11 protein-coding genes are annotated in these 19791 nt (G+C 63.1%); all 11 read right to left on the minus strand.

The window, feature by feature from the left end; all coding sequences use genetic code 11:
• Positions 1–3027 carry an efflux RND transporter permease subunit gene (locus B5G16_RS10175; protein ID WP_087263635.1) on the minus strand — a complete coding sequence of 1009 codons (3027 nt, stop codon included), beginning with the start codon at positions 3025–3027 and terminating at the stop codon, positions 1–3.
• 7 nt (positions 3028–3034) lie between these two features.
• Positions 3035–4063 (minus strand): efflux RND transporter periplasmic adaptor subunit, encoded by a 1029-nt coding sequence (locus tag B5G16_RS10180; protein WP_087263636.1) that lies wholly within the window; start codon positions 4061–4063, stop codon positions 3035–3037.
• 147 nt (positions 4064–4210) lie between these two features.
• Entirely contained in the window at positions 4211–5317 is a 1107-nt protein-coding gene (locus B5G16_RS10185; protein WP_087263637.1) for a BT_3928 family protein, read from the minus strand.
• Positions 5314–6000 carry a dTMP kinase gene (tmk, locus tag B5G16_RS10190; RefSeq protein WP_087263638.1) on the minus strand — a complete coding sequence of 229 codons (687 nt, stop codon included), beginning with the start codon at positions 5998–6000 and terminating at the stop codon, positions 5314–5316. The genes B5G16_RS10185 and tmk overlap by 4 nt, the downstream gene beginning before the upstream one ends.
• Positions 6001–6102: 102 nt before the next feature.
• Complete coding sequence (locus B5G16_RS10195) at positions 6103–7323, minus strand: cysteine desulfurase (protein WP_087263639.1); 1221 nt, start codon at positions 7321–7323, stop codon at positions 6103–6105.
• 4 nt (positions 7324–7327) lie between these two features.
• The gene (locus B5G16_RS10200) at positions 7328–8149 is read right to left on the minus strand and encodes a SufD family Fe-S cluster assembly protein (protein ID WP_087263640.1); all 822 of its coding nucleotides are present in this window, start codon (positions 8147–8149) and stop codon (positions 7328–7330) included.
• Positions 8149–8901 carry a Fe-S cluster assembly ATPase SufC gene (sufC, locus tag B5G16_RS10205; RefSeq protein WP_087263664.1) on the minus strand — a complete coding sequence of 251 codons (753 nt, stop codon included), beginning with the start codon at positions 8899–8901 and terminating at the stop codon, positions 8149–8151. Before sufC ends, B5G16_RS10200 begins: the two co-directional genes overlap by 1 nt.
• A gap of 191 nt (positions 8902–9092) precedes the next feature.
• A complete protein-coding gene (gene sufB, locus B5G16_RS10210; RefSeq protein WP_087263641.1) occupies positions 9093–10538 on the minus strand; it encodes a Fe-S cluster assembly protein SufB in 1446 nt (481 codons plus the stop codon).
• A gap of 136 nt (positions 10539–10674) precedes the next feature.
• Positions 10675–14436 (minus strand): DUF4957 domain-containing protein, encoded by a 3762-nt coding sequence (locus B5G16_RS10215; protein WP_087263642.1) that lies wholly within the window; start codon positions 14434–14436, stop codon positions 10675–10677.
• Between the two features lie 24 nt (positions 14437–14460).
• Positions 14461–16428: a RagB/SusD family nutrient uptake outer membrane protein gene (locus B5G16_RS10220; RefSeq protein ID WP_162612055.1), complete on the minus strand. Its 1968-nt coding sequence runs from the start codon at positions 16426–16428 to the stop codon at positions 14461–14463.
• 25 nt (positions 16429–16453) lie between these two features.
• On the minus strand, positions 16454–19696 hold the full coding sequence (locus B5G16_RS10225) for a SusC/RagA family TonB-linked outer membrane protein (protein ID WP_239406084.1): 3243 nt from the start codon (positions 19694–19696) through the stop codon (positions 16454–16456).
• Between the last annotated feature and the right edge of the window lie 95 nt (positions 19697–19791).

A 19791-nucleotide genomic window follows, 5' to 3' on the forward strand; every position in this document is an offset into this window, starting at 1 on the left:
TCAACGGATGCGGTAAAACAGTGCATAGACGACGGGCAGCACGCAGATCGTCAGCAGCGTGGCCACCAGCAGCCCGCCCATGATCGTGGCGGCCATCGCCCCGAACATCGAGTCGAACAGCAGCGGCAGCATGCCCAGGATGGTGGTCCCCGAGGCCATCGTCACGGGAACGATGCGGCTGCGCGTCGCCTCGACGAGCGCCTCGCGCGGCGTGCGCCCCTCGCGACGCAGGGTGCCGATCTGTTCGACGAGCACCACGGCGTTCTTGATGTTCATGCCGACGAGCCCCAGCAGCCCCAGCAGCGAGAAGAAGTTGAAGATCTTGCCCGTGGCGGCCAGCCCGAGGACCACGCCGATGAAGATCAGCGGAATCATCAGCAGGATCACCGCCGGATCGCGGTAGTTGCGGAACAGAAGCAGCAGCACGATGAAGATCAGCACGAGGGTCAGCGGCAGGTAGCGCGCCAGCGCGGCGTTCGACTCCTGCTGGCTCTCCTGCTCGCCGAAGACGCGCATCGCATAGCCTTCGGGCAGGGCGATGGCCCGTTGCAGCGAGTCGCGCAACGTCGTAAAAAGCTGCATGGTATTGACGCCCCGGTCCGGATCGCACTGCGCCTTCATCACCCGCTGGCGGTCGAAGCGCCGGATCACCCCCGGGCGGAAGTCGAAGCGGAAGCCGTCGGTCGCCTGCCCGATCGAGAAGACACGCCCCGAGGGGTTGAAGATCGGCAGCGCCTGCAAGTTGGTCAGGTTGTAGGCCGCGATGTTCTCGTCTTTGAGCAGAATCGGCAGGAAGCGGTCCCCCTCGCGGTACTGCCCCAGCGGATAGCCCTGCGTGGCGATCGTGATGCCGCGGGCCAGCTGGCTGCGCGTGATGCCGATGCGCTGGCCCTTCATCTGCGAGTAGAGCGGCAGCCACGTCGGGATGCGGTTGCCCCAGCTGTTGCGGATGTTCGTCGTCCCGGGGGTCCGCCACATGATCCGCTCGGCTGCGGCCGTCAGGCGCCGCAGCGTGTCGGCATTCTCGCCGATGAAGCCGAACTCGATCGCCGCATCCGGCACGGGAGAGAGCTTGAAGAGCGACGAACGCAGCCACACGTCGGGGAACGACGCCGTGACCCAGGCGTTGAAGCGCGTTTCGACGTCCGCCGTCGTGCGGCGGTCGTGCAGTTCGACCAGCAGATTGCCGAAGTTGGGGCGCAGCGACGTGCTGCCGCTCGCCAGGTAGTAGCGCGGCGGCGTGGAACCCGCCGTCGCGGAGACGGTTTTCACCTCGGGCTGGCGGCGCAGCCACTGCTCCATCGCCGCAAGATGCCGCTCCGTGTCGCGGATGTTGCAGCCCTCGGGCAGCAGCACGTCGGCCCGGAAATAGGGCTTGTCGAGCGACGGGAAGAAGTTCTGCGGCAGACGTCCCATGACGAAGAGCGAGAGCGCGAAGAGCCCCGTCACGGCGGCCACGGTCAGCCAGCGATGGCGCAGCAGCGCCGCCAGCAGGCGGTCGAACCATCGGTAGAAGGGCGTATCGTAGGGGTCGCCGGCGGCCGGGGCGACGCGCAGCATGGCGTTGCCGAACAGGGGCGTCTGCGTCAGAGCCAGCACCCAGCTCAACAGCAGCGAGAGGGCCATGACCACGAAGAGCGGCTTGACGATCTCGGCCACGGACGACGGCGCCAGATACAGCGGCAGGAACGAGAAGATGGCGATGAGCGTCGCACCCAGCAGGCTCCACCGCGGCGTGTTGGCGCCCCGGACGAAGGCCTCGCGCCGCGGTGTGCCGCGCAACATCGCCTGACGGGCGTTGTCGGTAACGACGATGGCGTTGTCGACCAGCATCCCCATGGCGATGATGAAGCCCGCGAGCGACGTGCGGTTCAGCCCCTCGCCCAGGAACTGCATCGCGAGCAGCGTCCCGCCGATCGAGAAGAGCAGCGAACTCCCGATCAGCACCCCGGATCGGAAGCCCATCACGAGCATGATGATCGCAATGACGATCGCCACCGACTCGGCGAGGTTCAGCAGAAAGGTGCGCGTCGCCTCGCGGGCGATGCGGTTCTCGGGATAGAGCACCGTGAGTTCCAGTCCCACGGGCATCCGGGCGGTCAGGGCGTCGAGCAGCGCCTCGATCCGCGCGCCGACCTTCACGACATCGGACTCCGGCTCGGTCGATACGCCGATTCCCACGGCACGGCGTCCGTCGACGCGCATGAGCGTCTGCGGCGGCTCGGCGTATCCGCGTTCGATGCGCGCCAGGTCCCCCAGCCGGTACTGTTTTCCCGACGAGGAGATCAGCAACTGGTTTTCCAGATCGTCGAGGCTGCGGTAGGTGCCGTCCTCGAGGATGCGGATCTCCATTCCGCCGGCCTGTTTCTCGCCGCTGTCGACGATCGTGTTCTGCTGGCCGATCGTCGCGACGATCGTCTCCGGACGGATCGCGAAGTTCGCCAGCGCCGAGAGGCTCATGTAGACGTTCACCACGGGGCTCTGCTCCCCGAAGAGGGTCACCTTCTGCACGCCGTCGACGGTCACCAGCGCCCGTTTCAGGCGCTGGGCCCAGTCGCGCAGCTCGGTATCGGAGAAGCCCTCGTCGGCCGCGAGCCCGTAGTAGATGCCGTAGACGTCGCCGAAGTCGTCCGCCACGGTGATCGCCGAGGCTTCGGCGGGGAGCTTCGGACGGATGTCCAGCGTCTTGCGCCGCAGTTCGTCCCACAGCTGCGGGATCTCGCGCGAGGGCGTTCCCGGGTCCAGTTCGACCTGGATCTTCGAGAGTCCGTACCACGACTCCGAGGTGATCTTGTGGATGCGGCGCATCGACTGCACCTCGCGTTCGATGGGCTCCGTGATGATCTCCTCGACCTCCTGCGGCGTCGCTCCCGGGTAGGAGCACAGCAGCATGGCGCTCTTGATGACGAACGTCGAGTCCTCCTTCTTGCCCAGCGTCGCGAAGCCCGCCATCCCGCCGACGAGCAGCAGGAAGAGGAAAAAGCCGATCACCCGGGCGTTGCGCAGCGAATATTCCGGAAGGTTCATGGCCGCATCAGTTGAGAATCCGCACCTGTTCGCCCTCGCGGAGCCGGTAGACGCCGGCCGTCACGACCCGCTCGCCGGGCGCCACGCCGCTGTCGACGACCACACGGTCGCGGCCGAACAGCTCGCCGAGCGTCACCGCACGGCGCGTGACGCGGTCGTCCGCGCCCACGATCCAGACCCAGGTACCGCCCTCGGCCGGGGCGCAGATCGCCGAGACGGGCAGCGAAACGGCATCCGGAACCGGATCGGGACTCTGCATGGTGATCGTGCACGACATGCCGGGCGAGATGCGGTAACGAGCCGGCGAGGGATTGTCGAGCGTCAGCGACACGGGGAATCCGGAGGCGTCGGACGACGTGACGGCGTAATCTTTCAGGCGTGCCGCGAAAAGCTCCCCGCGGTAGTTGTCGAAAAGGACCGAGAAGCGCGTCGCCGAGTCGCGCAGGACGTCCAGCGCACTCTCCGGAAGGGTGAACTGTACGGTCGTCGTCACGGGATTCACCAGCCGCAGGATCGACTGTCCGGCCTGCACCCGCTCGAAATTGTCGACGTAGACGCGCTCGACGACTCCCGCGAAGGGTGCCCGCAGGCGGGTGTCGTTGAGCAGGTCGAGCGTATTGTCATACGTGGACTTGGCCTGTGCGTAGCGCGTCGCCGCGGCCTCGGCCTCCTGACGCGACACCGCCTCGTGGGCCAGCAGCCGCTGCATGCGCTGCTGCACGGAACGCGCCTCCTCGAAGGCCGAGCGGGTCGCCGCGACCTGCAACTCGATGTCCCGCGGGTCGAGTTCGGCCAGCAACGCCCCCTTCTCCACCCGCTCGCCCTGCGAGACGGGGACATCCAGGACCTGTCCGGCGAGTTTGAAGGCCAGCGTCACGGCATCGTCGGGCGTCGCCATGCCGGCGAAGTCCTTCTCGATGAGCCCCGCACCGGAGGCCGTGACGACCTTCACCGGACGGACCGTCTGCGATGCCGGAGTGCGGTGCGAACAGGACCCGGCGAGCAGCAGAATTGTCAACATTGGAATGATGCGCATGGATCGGAAAGTCTGAATCTGCGGCCGGCTCTCCGTTCCCGACCTCCCGGCGGCCTCCCGCCGCCCTTCGGAAAAAAGAAAAAGCCGACTCTCCGCCGGGAGAGTCAACTTTCATACCATATGCCGCACGAAACGGCCCGCGCGCCCCTACGGACGAATATCCCGACAGTTCCTTTTAGCCGTGATCGTTCCGTCGTCGAGCACCACGAGCCCGTTTTCGGCCCGCAGCATCGTCCGCATCGTCGAGGCGTCGATGTTGTAACACCGCACCTCGCCCGTTCCGAAGTCGTGCCACATCTCCCCGTAGAGCGGGTCGGGCGTCAGGCACACCACCCCGGCGCCCTCTTTGCGGGCGCGCTCGGCCAGACGCGCCATCCGCCGGGCACAACCCCGCGGCAGGCGGTCGAAATCCGTCACGCAGAGCATGTAGACCCGGCCGGGCCGGGTGATGACCTCCTCCGTGGCGTCACCTTCGGCATCGCGCAGCGCGAATTCGCTCACCAACGGACGAATCGACGGCGCTTCGCTCGTCGTGCGCGTGTCGACCCACTCCCACTTCGTGTCGTCCTGCCATTCGGGATCCTCCAACGCGAATTCGCGCTCCTCGCCCGTCGCGCGGTTGCGGTAGACGAGCACCGTCTCCGTCTCGCCCGCCTCAACGGCCGGGGCCTGCATCGCCTCGTGGATGTTCACACCCACCTTGTAGGGCAGGAAGTCGATCAGCGGCAGGTGGATGTAGCAGTAGTACCCCAGATACATCGACAGCGAAAAGAAGATGCAGGTCAGCGCAACCTCCGCAGGCTTGAAGGCGAAGATCTTGTCCGGGCGGTAACGCCACCACACCACGACAGCCATCGGCAGCAGCACGAGGTTCTTCACGAAGGTCTCCCAGGGCGTGAGTTTCAGCGCATCGCCGAAGCATCCGCAGTCCTCGACCGGCAGCACCGTGGCGCTCAACAGCGTCAGCACCGTGAAGAAGCACATCGACACCACCGCAAAGATCGAGATCAGCCGGATGCGCACCTTGAAGAGCAGCATGCAGCCCATCATCAGTTCGGCGCCGCACAGCCAGATCGAGAAGGTCATCGCCGCGGGCTGCAACCACTCCATGCCGTAGATCGAGAGGTACTCGTTCACTTTCAGCGCCGTGCCCCAGGGGTCGATCACCTTCGTGAAGCCCGACAGAATGAACGTGCACGCCAGAATCACCCGGCAGACGTTGGCCGCAATCTTGAATCCCCGAGTCCTTTTCATCGTGCGCCGATTATCGGGGCGAGGGCCCCGCGGATTTTTTCGAATATGCGCTCCGGCGTCTCCATCGCGCCCGTCGGATCGCCGCACGCCACAACACGCAGCGAAGCGTCCCGCGCCGCCATCGAGAGGTAGACCTCACGCACGCGCCGTTGGAGATCCAGGGCATCCTCGTGGATGTCCCGCGCACCGTTCAGGTAGCTGCGGTCGTCGCCTTCGCGCGTCTCGGCGAGTTTGCGTTCCGTGAACGAGAAGGGCACGTCGAGGAACAGCGACACGTCGGGACGCGGCAGCGCGTTGTGGCCGAATTCGAGGTCCAGAATCCACTGCGCCAGCCGCTCGCGCGCCTCCCCGGCCGGAAGTTTCGCACACTGGAAGCCGACGTTCGACCAGACGTAGCGGTCCAGAATCACCGCCCGGCCCTCCGACAGCCATTGCCGGATCATCGGACCCGCCTCGGCGCGGTCGCCGGCAAAGAGCAGCGCAACCAGATAGGGATCCACCTCGTTCACGCCCCCGAATTCGCCCCGCAGGAAGCGGGCGATCAGTTCGCCGTAGACCGGCGCGTCGAAACGCGGAAAATGCACGTATTCGCTCGCCACGCCCCGCTCTGCGAGCAGGTCGCGCAACAGCCGTATCTGGGTCGATTTCCCGGCCCCGTCCAGACCTTCGAGTACGATGAACATAGGTTTTCTTCGGTTTTATTGCGTTTTCTTCGGTCGTCTGCTGCCCGCTCCGCAGCTTTTTGCAGCGGTCCGCCGTTTTCTGTAATTCTGTTTGCTCCTTTTTCAGTTGCGCAGCATCCGGACGGCCCGCGCCACGCCGGCCACCAGTGCATCGACCTCCTCCGCGGTATTGTAGAGGGCGAACGAAGCCCGGCACATGCCCGTCACGCCGAAGTGCGTCATCACCGGTTCGGCGCAATGCTGGCCCGTGCGGACCGCAATACCCAGTTTATCGAGAATCATCCCCACGTCGTAGGGGTGCACGCCCTCGATGTCGAACGACACGATGGCGCACTTGTCCGGCGTCCGGCCGAAGATCCGCAGTCCGTCGATGGCCGAAAGACGTTCGGTGGCACGTGTCAGCAACGCCGTCTCGTGGGCCTCGATCTCCGCCGCGTCGAAGCGCCGGAGGAACCGCACGGCCTCGCCCAGCCCGATGGCGCCGACGAAGTTGGCCGTCCCGGCCTCGAATTTCAGCGGCACGGGCGCGAAGGTCGTCCGCTCGAACGACACCCGGTCGACCATGTCGCCGCCGCCCAGGAAGGGCGGCATGCGTTCGAGCAGTTCCCGCTTGCCGTACAGGACGCCGATGCCCGTCGGTCCGTAGAGCTTGTGGCCCGAGAAGGCGTAGAAGTCGCAGTCCAGCGTCCGGACGTCGACACCTCCGTGGACCACGCCCTGACAGCCGTCGACCACCGCAACGGCCCCCACGGCATGCGCCGCCTCGATCACGGGCCGCAGGTCGGGGCGCGTGCCGAGCGTATTCGAGGCCTGCGTCACGGCGACCACGCGCGTGCGGGAGTCGATGAGCGTCGGGAGCAGGTCCGTGCGCAGCGCCCCGTCGTCGTCGAAGGGCAGCATCCGCACCTCGGCGCCCCGCCGCCGGGCGACCAGCTGCCACGGAACCAGGTTCGAGTGGTGCTCCATCTCGCTGACGACGATGTTGTCGCCCGCGCCGACGAAGGCGTCGCCCCACGCATAGGCCACCGTGTTGAGCGACGCCGTGGCGCCGGCCGTGAAGACGATCTCCTCCTTCGCCGCAGCGCCGATGAAGTCGGCGATCTCCTGCCGCGCCGTCTCGTAGCGCTCGGTGGCCTCCTCCGACAGCAGATGCACGCCCCGGTGGATGTTGGCATTCCCCTCGCGGTGCAGGCGGTCGACCGTCTCGATCACCGACAGCGGTTTCTGGGCCGTAGCCCCGCTGTCGAGGTAGACCAGCGGCCGCCCGTAGACCTTGCGTTCCAGAATCGGGAACTCCCCGCGTATCTTTCCGACGTCGAACATGCCGTTACAGTTTTTCCAGTTTCTCCGCCGCAAGTTCCAACACGGCCTCGCCCAGCGGCTCCACGCCGCAGCGGCGCACGATGTCGCCCACGAAACCCTCGATCTGCAACCGCCGGGCCTGCGCCTCGCTCAACCCGCGCTGACGCATGTAGAGAATCGCATCGGCATCCATCTGCCCGACGGTCGCGCCGTGCGAGCACTTCACGTCGTCGGCATAGATTTCCAGCTGCGGCATCGTCGTGATGCGCGCCGTATCGCTCAACAGCACGTTGCGGCTCTGCTGCTGCGCATCGGTGCGCTGGGCGTCCTGCGCCACGTACACCAGCCCCGAGAACTCACCCACGGCCTCGCCGCCCGCCACGCCCTTGAACGTGGAGTCGCTGCGGCAGTCCGCCACCCGGTGGTTCGTGCGGAGCTTCACGACCGCATGCTCCCGGCCGCCGACCAGGAACGTTCCGCCCAGCGAGTTTTCGGCATCCGCGCCCGTCAGGTCGACCGTACAGCCTACATTGGCCCCGGCCAGCAGCACCGTCGTCATGCGGCACCGGCTGCGGGCCCCCTGCCGCACGTTCGTCGTGCAGAAGGTCTCACCCAGGAAGAGCTCCGTCAGTTCGAACTGGGCCCCTTCGGCCAGCTCCACGTCGAGCGACGACGTCGCGGCCTTCGTGTGGAGCACCACCAGATGCGCCGCGGCACCCGCCGCCAGCTCCACCCGCAGGTGTTCGGGATCCACCGCCCCATAGGGCTGCGGGACCGGCGTCGTGACCCGGAACTCCTCCCGGCCCGCCTTGCGGAGCTCGCCGATGATTTCCAGTATCCGGTCCATCACTTGTCGTATTCGTTGATCAGCCAGTCGTAACCCTCCTTTTCGAGTTTCAGCGCCAGCGTCTTGTCGCCCGTATGGATGATCCGCCCCTTGTAGAGCACGTGCACCACGTCGGGGACGATGTAGTCCAGCAGCCGCTGGTAGTGCGTGATGACCACCGTGGCGTTCTGCGGCGTGTGCAGCTTCGTGACACCCGTGGCGACGATCCGCAGCGCGTCGATGTCGAGGCCCGAGTCGGTCTCGTCCAGAATGGCCAGTTTCGGGTCCAGCATCGCCATCTGGAAGATCTCGTTCTTCTTCTTCTCACCGCCCGAGAAGCCTTCGTTCACGGCCCGCGAGGTCAATTTCGACGACAACTCCACGACGGCGCTCTTCTCCTTCATCAGGCGCAGGAACTCGGCAGCCGTCAGGGGCTCCTCACCGCGGTACCTGCGCTGTTCGTTGACGGCCAGCTTCATGAAGTTGGCCATCGTCACGCCCGGGATCTCCACCGGATACTGGAATCCGAGGAACAGTCCCAGCCGCGCGCGGTCCTCGATCGGCATCGCAAGCAGGTCTTGTCCCAGAAACTCCACCGAGCCCTCCGTGACGGTAAACTTCTCGTTGCCGGCCAGCACCGACGCGAGGGTCGACTTTCCCGAACCGTTCGGGCCCATGATGGCATGCACCTCGCCGGCCTTCACCTCGAGGTTGATACCCCGGAGGATCTCCTTGCCTTCGACCGTGGCGTGTAGATTCTTTACGCTTAACATATTGTTTTCCATTATCTTATTCACTTTTTTATCCGGTTTCCCGACCCCGGCCGCCGTTGCCCGCGCCCTGCGGCCGCGTATTCAATTCTACCCTCCTCTAAATCCCCTCCGCGGAGGGGACTTTATGGAGGAAAGTCAGTGCGGTATCGGAACGGAGGCCTTCTCGGAGGGAACTTTATGGGGGGGGGCCGTTATCCCACCGTGCCCTCCAATTGCAGGGCCAGCAGTTTCTGGGCCTCCACGGCAAACTCCATCGGCAGCTTCGACAGCACCTCCCGCGCGTAGCCGTTCACGATCAGCCCCACGGCATCCTCCGTCGACAGCCCCCGCTGGTTGCAGTAGAAGAGCTGGTCGTCCGAAATCTTCGACGTCGTGGCCTCGTGTTCCAGAACCGCCGTGCGGTTACGGCAGTCGATCACCGGGAAGGTGTGGGCGCCGCACCGGTCGCCGATCAGCAGCGAGTCGCACTGCGAGTAGTTGCGGGCATTCTCCGCACCCTTCGCCACGCGCACCAGCCCCCGGTAGGAGTTCTCGCTCCGGCCCGCCGAAATGCCCTTCGAGACGATCCTACTCCGCGTATTGCGGCCGATGTGGATCATCTTCGTGCCCGTGTCGGCCTGCTGGAAATTGTTGGTCATCGCCACCGAGTAGAACTCCCCGACCGCATTGTCCCCGGCGAGGATGCAGCTCGGGTATTTCCACGTGATGGCCGAGCCGGTCTCGACCTGCGTCCACGACAGACGCGCATTCTCGCGGCACAGGCCCCGCTTGGTCACGAAGTTGTAGATGCCGCCCCGGCCCTCCCGGTCGCCCGGATACCAGTTCTGCACCGTGGAGTATTTCACCTCGGCGTCGCGCTCGACGACGATCTCCACCACGGCGGCGTGCAGCTGGTTTTCGTCGCGCTGCGGCGCCGTACACCCTTCGAGGTAGCTCACGTAGGCGCCCTCGTCGGCGACGATCAGCGTCCGTTCGAACTGCCCCGTCCCGGCGGCGTTGATCCGGAAGTAGGTCGACAGCTCCATCGGGCACCGCACCCCCCTGGGGATGTAGCAGAACGACCCGTCGGAGAAGACCGCGGCATTCAGCGCCGCATAGAAGTTATCCGTGTAGGGCACGACACTCCCCAGGTATTTTTTCACCAGTTCGGGATGGTCGCGCAGCGCCTCCGAGATCGAGCAGAAGATGATGCCCTTCTCGGCCAGCGTCTCCTTGAAGGTGGTCTTCACCGACACGGAGTCCATCACGGCATCGACGGCCACGCCCGCCAGCGCCATCTGCTCTTCGAGGGGGATGCCCAGTTTGTCGAACGTGCGTTTCAGTTCGGGATCGACCTCGTCCATCGAGCCGAGCCTCTTTCGGGCCTTCGGGGCCGCGTAGTAGATGATATCCTGAAAGTCGATCTCGGGGATCGTCAGGTGTGCCCACGTCGGGGGTTCGAGCGTCAGCCAGTGGCGGTAGGCCGCCACGCGGCGTTCGGTCATCCACTCCGGCTCGCCCTTTTTTTCGGAGATCAGCCGCACGACCTCCTCCGAAAGGCCCTTGCCGATGGTTTCGGTCTCGATCGCCGAGGTGAATCCGTATTTGTACTCCCGCTCGCCGAGGTTTTCCAATATCTCTTTTTCGTTCTCTGCCATGGTGTGCAAAATATCCGGGCAAAGTTAATAATTTATTCGCAATTATGCACACCCATCGCCCGCAAACACCCTGCCGCAAAAAAAGGGCGCGACCCCGCAAAGGAGTCGCGCACCTCTCTGGAAAATTTTCCATTAATTATTTTTCACCAACAATTATGGCTTCAATAACCTTAGCATCTCCGGCACTTGTAGACATGATCTTGAAATAAGGCTTGCCACTCACGTCATATTTATAGTATCCGGCATACGTACCTTCACCCTCGACAGCAGACGGAGTATCCAGCGTCGTGAATACAGATCCGTCATCCGAACTGTTTACAGCCGGAAGTTTCGAACCCTCCACCATCTTCAAATAGATTGTCGAAATAGCCCCCAGCGAAGTCTCGTTTTTCAGATAAGTCTCCACGGAAAGTCCCTTTTTCATATACATCGAACTCGAAGAGGCAGCCATCGTCGACCCAAAGGTTACACCCTGATAAGTCCACGTCTGGATAAAAGGCGTACTGCTCGAACCGGAGAACTTCTCCAAGGCATCCGCCGACGGCGAGCCATCCATCGCAGTACCCGTAAGGATCTGAACATCCGTTCCGACCTTGTTCTTAATTAGGTCATAGTTCAACGTCAGGCTGTAAGGAGCCGTCTCCACGGCCTCCACATAGCTGAACTCGATTTTGTAGACATTGATACTGGCATCAGCATAAACATAAATCGTTGTCGGCGCGGAAACCGTAATATCAAACGTATTGGTTACGAGTTCTTTTGACATTCTGACAATGGCCATCTTCGATTCGGGCTCCGCACTACCTGCTTGTACAAGAATATTGCGCTCCTCATCCGTAGTGCTTCCCGTCGCAGATGTTACAACCGTCACCGTTCCCGATGCCGGGGCCGTAAAACTCAGCACCCGTTCCGTGGTACTGCCCTCCCCGCCAAGTCGCAAGCCTCGGGTATACGGATCGTTCGCGTTCGTATCAATCTTGATCGACTTGTTGCCGGCGGCTATATTCAAGCCATTCCATTCTCCCGAGTAGGTTTTGTTATCCGACGTGCCGATCGCGGTAGCCACGGCATCGAATCCGGCATCCGAGAAGTTCCACGACAGCGTCGTGGCGGCGCCGACGGCCTTGATCTCCAGCTCGCCCGCTCCCGCAGCCGAATCCACATAGTGCTCCGCATCCGTCGGTTTCGCTACGACCGTAATCTCGTAACGGCCCGCCGCAAGCAGCGCCACATCCGCAGCCGACAGCGTCAGCGTCGTCTCCGACTGGTTCATCGTCTGGCCGTTGAAGGTCACGTCATACGATGCCGCATTCGCTACCGCCGGCCACGAAACCACAACCGCCTGCTCCGTTCCGACGTTTACCGTCGACGGCGCAACCGACACCTCGGGCGTGCCCAGCGTGATCTTCGTCACCTCGAACTTCGCCTCGCCGGCAGCCGATGCCTTGTATTTCGTGGAGGTCTCCACCGGCTGTGCAACCACCGTCACCGGATAGCTTCCGATGGCGAGCGTTTTGACCGTCGCCGCAGGGATCGTAAAGGTCGGCTCCTCAACCGTCTCCGGCTCCTGGTCGCCCCACGTCACCGCATAGGCGGCCGCATTGGCCACGGCCTCCCACGACAGCACCACCTCCTGTTCGGCGCTCCATGCCACCGAGGCCGGTTCGGCCTTCACGACCGGAGTCGCCAGCGCTTTCAGGTCTCCGTCGACCGACACCTCGGTCGACCATGCCAGCGACGAGAACTCGACGGCTCCCGTCGTCGTGATATAGACATGCGTATCGCCCGTGATTTCGCCCAGGCCCACCGTATGCTCCACGCCGTCGCACGGAACCGTATAACGCTCCGTCCCGGCGATGATCTCCAACTGGACACCGATCCCGGCATTCGACGGCGTGAGGATCAACGATCCGGCCTCCGAAACGCGGATGGCCAGAGCGTTGTTCGTCGGCTCGCCGTCGGCCGTGAAGGTCGTCGCGCCGGAGAAGGTGATCGTATGATCCGAGGTGATCGACACGGGGAAGGTCTCGTTCGAGGCGATGAAGCGCAGGTTGCCGTAGATGATCGTCTCGGTAATGTCCTGCGGCTCGAAGATCAGGTCGTCCGACAGCGGCCACGCATAATCCTCCGTGACGGGCGTCAGCTCCGTGGCGATCTCCGTGACGGGAGCCGCAACGGTCCACCACCGCGGGTCGCCCACCTCGTTGGCGGCCACCTCCGAGTTGGTCAGCTCCATCTTGTTGCGCGAGGATTTCACGCACGGATCCGACGTCAGCACCTTGCCCCCGCCGCTCAAACACAGGTCCTTATTGACAGCCGTGGCATTGTTGCCGATCTTCGTCGTGAAGAAGTCCGCACCGGCATAGTTCTCGTCACCCGTCGAGTTGTAGCAGATATTGTAGAAATAGTTGCCCGACATGGAGGGAATCTGCGCATTGGCGTTCTCATGGATCAGACGCACGGTCTCGCTCGTCGAATACTCGTTCAGGAAAAGGTTCTTGTTCAGCGTGAAGGTCGGAACCGCGGTCCGCACGCCGATAATACCCTTGCGCGTATTGGTCAGACCCACCCGGTTCAACGTATTGTTGGAGATCTCGATCGTCGAGAAGTTCGCGTTGACGTCGCTGAACAGGAAGGCGCGGCCGGCGTCGATGATCGTATTGTTGCGGATGGTCAGCGTATTCACCGTACCGATCCGGAAGTCGATCAGATCGCCGCCCGCATTCAGGAAGTCGTGGATATAGAGGCCTTCCAGTCGAATCGTCCCGATGGTCGCCTCCGCGGTCTTGGACGAAGTGAAGACAACTCCGCTCACGTAATTGTACAACTCGCAGTTGAGAACCGCAACCGATTCGATCGACACCTTCGCGTCGGCACCTTCACCGGTCCGGAACAAAAATTCATCATCGCCGACTCCGGTTCCTTCGAACACGATGTTTTCAAAGCGATAGATGCCGGTGGCTCCATTCGCGGCGTCGGTTCCGCACCAGGATTCCAGTTCGAAACCCCGGATCACAGGCATCGACCCGTCATCTCCGAGCACGCCGACCAGTTCCAGATCGCCCTTCCAACCGGACAACGGATTCGTCCCGCTGAATTCGAGCACATACTTCTCGCCGGCCTTCACCGCAATTTTCGTAGCGCCGTCGGTCAAGGCCTGCATCAGCTCCGCGGAGTTCTTCACCAGCGTCATGCCCTCCGTATCGGGGGCCGTCCAGGCCGTCACGCCGCCGCGCGTCGACTTGCTGTAATAGAGCGTCACCACGTACTGCGTCGAAGGGGTCAGGTTCCCGACCGTAGCCGCGCCGGCAGCCCGCGCCGCCGCGTCGATCTCCACCGTGCCCGTCGCTGCGCCCGATGCCGCATCCAGCGGCACGGCCTCGATCTTCGACAGCTGCGTTGCGTCGCCGTCGTCGTTCGTCCACTTCACCGTGATCGAGTTCATCGTCCGCGTCACCAGCTCGGGGTTCAGCGACTCCATCACGTAGTAGGTCTCCACGGGACCCGCCTCCACGAGCAGCGATCCCGGCAGGTTGGGATTCGTCGCCGAGAAGGCCTGCAACGTCGCCTTGTAGATCCGCTCCGGAGTGAGCGTCACCTTGTAGGGCGTTTCGGCATCGGCGGCGAGGATCTCCTCCTCGATCGGCGAACCGATCGCCGCACCCTCCTCGTTGACCTCCTGGATCGAGAGCACATAGTCCGTCTTCTCGGCCACGGTCCACGAGAAATTCACGTCATATCCCGTTTCGCGGTCCACCGCCGCCGTGAAGTTCAACGGCTGCAACGCCCGGGAATAGTCCAGCGTGTCGATTTCGGCATCCGGCTGGTGGCACCCCGCGAAGCACACGGCACCCAGCATGAACAGCCCGCCGAAGAGTTTTTTATAGCTATTTTTCATGATTCACTCGTTTTAAGGTTTCGACTAATATCCGAAATCGTTCACCAGACGCGGATTCGCCGAAAGATCCTGCGAGAAGATCGGCCAGTACATCCGGCTGTTGATCTCGTCCCGGGTCTTGGCGGCCGCAGCGCCCAGACTGCCGTCCAGCGTCGCGATCTTGTTGTCGCTGAGCGAGCCGTTGTCGATATACTTGTCGGGCTCCGTGCCGTCGTCGTTGAACAGCTGGGTCCAGCCCTGCCCGCTCGGAGCATCCTGCTCGCCGGGGTTCAGACCCCACATCTCGACCGTCTCGCGCTTGCCCGCGCTGTTCAGGTCGCCCACATGGCGGTAGTAGAGGTAGGTGCCCAGCGTCGAATAGTCGTACCGGCGGCCCGTGATCGACGACGTATAGGTCAGATGGTCGCGGATGGCCTGCATCTTGGCGCGCGATTCGAGGATCGCATCCCCGAAGATGCCCCAGCGGATCAGGTCGCCCTTGCGCAGGTACTCCCCGCAGAACTCCAACGCACGCTCGTGCATGATCGCCTTCAACATGGCATCCCGGTCGGTGATCGAGGCCATGTAGGCCGTCACGTCACCCTCGTTGCCGGCATAGGCGCGCATGCGGACCTTCTGGAACTCGGTCTTCGCTTCGGTCAGCTGCCCCAGCTGGTTGTAGCACTCGGCGGCCATCAGCAGCACGTCGGCATAGCGAAGCACGATCGGCATGATGCCGTCGTCGGTGCTCGTGATGACCTGCGAGGTCCACTCGTAGCGGTATTTTCCGAAGTACCACTTGTTGAAGTCGGCCGGCATCTGCACGGCATTCGACTCGGCGGACCAGGCGTAGTTCACGCACGTCAGGTCGCGGCGCACGTCGTTGGCCTCGAACTCGTAGTACATCGTCGGGACGGGCCCCACGGATCCGCCGCCCGACGAATACTGGCAGTACTGGTCGACGGCGTTGTGCTTGATGGCGTTGTTCGAGAGCCAGCGTCCGCGCAGCGTCGTGTGGCCGAACGGCATGGCGAAGATCGTCTCGCGGTTCACGGCGTCGTTCTTCCACGTGCAGACGTCGCGCCACAGCTGTTCGTATTCGGGTTCGAGCATCACGTGCACGTTCTCCTGCGCGATCACGTCCTGGCAGGCTTTCAGTGCGATCTCATAGAGTTTGTCGTTGGCCCACTCGCCCGACTCGACGAGCGTGCTGCGACGGTACGACCCGGCGTTGCCCGTGCCGACCGTCCCGTCGTCGGGACGCCACGCATAGCCTGCGGCGGCCAGACAGATCCGCGCCAGCAGACCGTCGGCAAAGGCCCGGTTGGCACGTCCGGTCGTGGCGGTGAACGAGGACTCGCCCGGCCAGTACATCATCGGCGCAGCCTCCTGCAAATCGGCGATGAGCTGCTTGAAGATCACGTCGCGGTCGCTCTTCGGGATGTAGATCGTCGACTCCGTGACGGGCTCGAAACGCGCCGGAACGTCGCCCCACGCCTTGATCAGGTCGTAGTAGAACATCGCACGCATGGTCAGCGATTCGCCCAGCAGGTGCGCCATGTCGGGATTCGACGCCACGTTGCCGTAGGCGCGGAGTCCCTGGATGTTGAGGTTGCACTGCTCGATGGCCTGATAGATGATCGAGAAGAGGCGGCGTTCGCCCGACTGGTTGAGCTCGTTCGAGGAGTTGGCCGTCGTGTTGAAGTTCGCGAGGTTCGATTTTTCGTCGCTCTTCGAGGGGTCGGTGTTCGCCGAGTTGTACCACTCGATGTCGGTATTGAATCCGTAGTAGGTGTTGAAGCGGTTGCGGTACGAACGGTCGATGGTGAAGTACTGGTAGATGCCCACCACGGCGTAGTCGGCCAGCGAGACGTTCGAATAGACCGTCGCGGATTCGAACGACGAGGGCGATTCGGGCGACAACGTATCCTCCAACGCCGAGCAGGAGGTCTGCGTCAGCATCGCCGAGCCGAATGCGGCCGCCCCGATCAAAAGAAGAATTATCTTTTTCATCATGTTGTAATTTTAGACGGAGGGGTTAGAACGAAAGGTTGATGCCGAATACCCACGAACGGCTCTTCGGGTAGGCCGAGTAGTCGACGTTCGGGGTCATGGGCGTCGAACGCCGCGTGTCGACCTCGGGGTCGAAGCCCGAATAGGGGGTCCAGCAGAAGAGGTTCGTGCCCGTGGCGTAGATGCGCACGCGTTGCAGGCGCACCTTCGTCGTCCACGCCTTCGGGAGCGTGTAGCCGATCGTCAGCGACGACAGACGCAGGAACGACGCATCTTCCAGACCCCAGCTGTGGACGAAGTTGCCGGTCATGTAGGGCGACCACATCGTCGTGTTCCGGTTGGCCTCGGCCAGCGCCACGGGATCCGTGATGACCTGACCGGTCGACCAGTCGATGTTCGTCCAGCGGCTGCCCAGCGACATGAAGTCCAGCAGGTTGCGGATCTGCCCTGCGCCCGTGTAGGTGTGCGAGGCCGAATATTCGAGTTTGTTGGCGTTGTAGACCTTGTTGCCGTAGGAGTAGGTGAAGTTGGCCGCGAAGTCGAAGCCGTAGGCATAGCCCGAGAGCGAGAAACCGCCCGTGAATTTCGGCAGCACGTTGCCGATCTTGCCGTAGAGGGGTTTGCCGTCGGCATCCGTGGCCACGCGCAGCGAGCCCGGGCGGACCGTGCCGATCAGGTTGGCCACCTCCTTCGAGTCGTCGCCGTTGATGAGCGTCCAGGTCGTGTTGCCCTTGCTGTCGACCTCGCAGATGAAGTCGTCGACCTCATAGCGGCCCAGGGTCGTGTAGCCGTAGACGTCGCCCACCGAGCCGCCCTTGTAGATCACGTAGTCGGAGTCGGCGATGCGGTTGTTCCAGCCCGACGAGACGCCCCAGCCCGTGGCGTTCAGGTCGGCCAGGTCGAGCACCGTATTCTGGTTGAAGGCGATGTTGGCGTTGAAGTCCAGTCCGTACTTCTCGGTGCGGAGGATCGAGGCGCTCACGGCCACCTCGACACCGCGGTTGCGCGTCGAACCGACGTTGCGGTACTGATAGGTGTAGCCGCTGCCGCCCACCGGGAAGCGCACCAGCAGGTCCTCGGTCGTGTTCTGGTAGACCTCCACCGAACCCGACAGACGGCTGTTGAAGAAGCTGAAATCAAGACCGACGTTGTGCGAATAGGTCGTCTCCCAGGTCAGATCCGGGTTGGCCATGACCGTACCCGGGTCGAGATACGACGTTCCGATGTTCAGGTGTGCGGACGACGAGGAGGAGAACTCCTGCGAAGGCCGCGAGGCGTAGGTCGGGATGTTGTTGTTGCCGGCCGTACCGAAGCTGTACCGGATTTTCAGGTTGTCGATCCAGCGGGCATCCTCGAGCCACTTCTCACCCGAGATGCGCCACGAGGCCGCCACCGAGGGGAAGTAGCCCCACTTCTGGTTCTTGCCGAACTTCGACGAACCGTCGGCGCGCATCGTCGCCGAAAGCAGGTACTTGCTCTTGTAGCTGTAATTCACGCGTCCGAAGAACGAGAAGAGGATATCGTCGGGCGAGATGTTGTTGTAGGCCTCCTTGACGTTCGACGCCAGACGCATGTAGCTCCACGCATCCTTGGCCGAGAACATCGACGGCAGGCCGTCGGCGATGGCCGTGAAGGTCTCGTCCTCGGTGATCATGTACTCCTGGCCGAGCAGCAGGTCCAGCGCATGGTCGTCGTTGCCGATCACGTTCTTGAAGTTGTAGGCCAGCGTATTGGTGTTGCGCGTGCGGCGGCGCGTCTGGTTGGCGTAGCGGGCCGCCGGGGCGCCGAGCACGGTCGACGACTCGCGCGAGTAGTAGGACGTCACGCCGTAGAACTCGTTGTCCTGCTGGCGGTAGTCGTCGATGCCGGCCTCGACTTTGAGTTTCAGGTCGTCGATGATCTCCCACGTGAAGCCCGCGTTGGCGTTCCACGTCGTGCGGTTGCGTTTCTTGTCCGAGTCGGCGATGGCCACCAGCGGGTTCACCGCATCGCTCGAATTGTCCGGCATGTCCACGTCGGCCGTCAGTCCCGAGATCGGGATCGGCGGATAGAGGATCGCGTTGCGCAGACGTCCCGACGTCGAGGTGCCCATGTCGTTGAGCGAGTTGGCGCCGGCGCCGGCCACATCCGTGTCGGCGTAACGGACCGAGAAGTCGAACGTCACCCGCTTTCCGGGCTTGTAGTTGGCTTTCAGGTTGAGGTTGTCGCGGCTGTAATTCGAGCCGGTCATGATCGCCTTGTCGTAGAGACGGGCGTAGCTGGCCGTCCACTTGAACTTGTCGCCGCCGCCCGAAACCGAGAGGTTGTGGCTGAACTGCTCGCCGGTGCGGCCGAAGACCTGGTCGATCCAGTCGTTGCCCTCCATCGAGTCGTAGAGTCCGATGTCGTTGAAGCTGCCGAAGAAGGGTTCGTAGTTCTTTGCCACGGTGTTGCTCGACGAGGTGCTCTGCAAGGCGGCGAGCTCATACTGGTAGCGGACGAAGTTGCCGACGTCCATGCTCTTCATCTTGTCCTTGTAGGCCATATCCTTGAAGCCCACATAGAGGTTGTAGTTCACGGTCACACGGCCCTTTTCGCCGCTCTTGGTCGTGACGATCACAACGCCGTTGGCGCCGCGCGATCCGTAGATGGCCGTCGAGAAGGCGTCTTTCAGCACGTCGATCGACGCGATGTCCGAAGCGGGGATGTCCGAGATGCTCTCCACGGGGAATCCGTCCACGATGTAGAGCGGCGAGTTGTCCTGCGTGATCGAACCGCCGCCGCGCACGCGGATCTTGATGTCGGCGTCGGGGTCACCCTCCGTGGCCGTGATCTGCACGCCCGCCATGCGGCCGGTCATCGCCTCGGCGACCGACGCCACGGGCATCTGGGTCAGCTCCTCGGAGCTCACCGACGAGACGGAGCCCACCACATCGCGCCGCTTGACGGTGGCGTAACCCACGACGACCACATCGTCCAGCGCCGTGGATTCGTCCTCCAGCGTCACGTCGATCTTCGTTTTCGAGCCGATGGCGATCCGCTGGGTTTTCATTCCTATATAGGAAATGACCAGGGTCTGTTTCGAGGCATCGGGGACATTGAGCGTCCAGGCGCCGTCGATTCCCGAGCTGGCGCCCAACGTCGTACCGTCAACGACCACCGAGGCGCCGATCACCGGGTTGCCCGCAGCATCCTTGACGACTCCGCCGATCTTCTGGGCCATGGCCGAGGCGGTCAGGCCCAGTCCCAACAGGAGCGTCAGGGCAAACTTCATCGTAAAGTTTTTCATAGAACAGGTTTTGGTTAATAATTAGGTTTTTCTTCATTTCGTCTCGCGAAATTCCGCGGCGGAACACATTTTTCCTATACAAAAATAATAGCCCC

It is taken from the genome of Alistipes sp. An66, assembly GCF_002161445.1.
Lineage (GTDB): Bacteria > Bacteroidota > Bacteroidia > Bacteroidales > Rikenellaceae > Alistipes > Alistipes cottocaccae.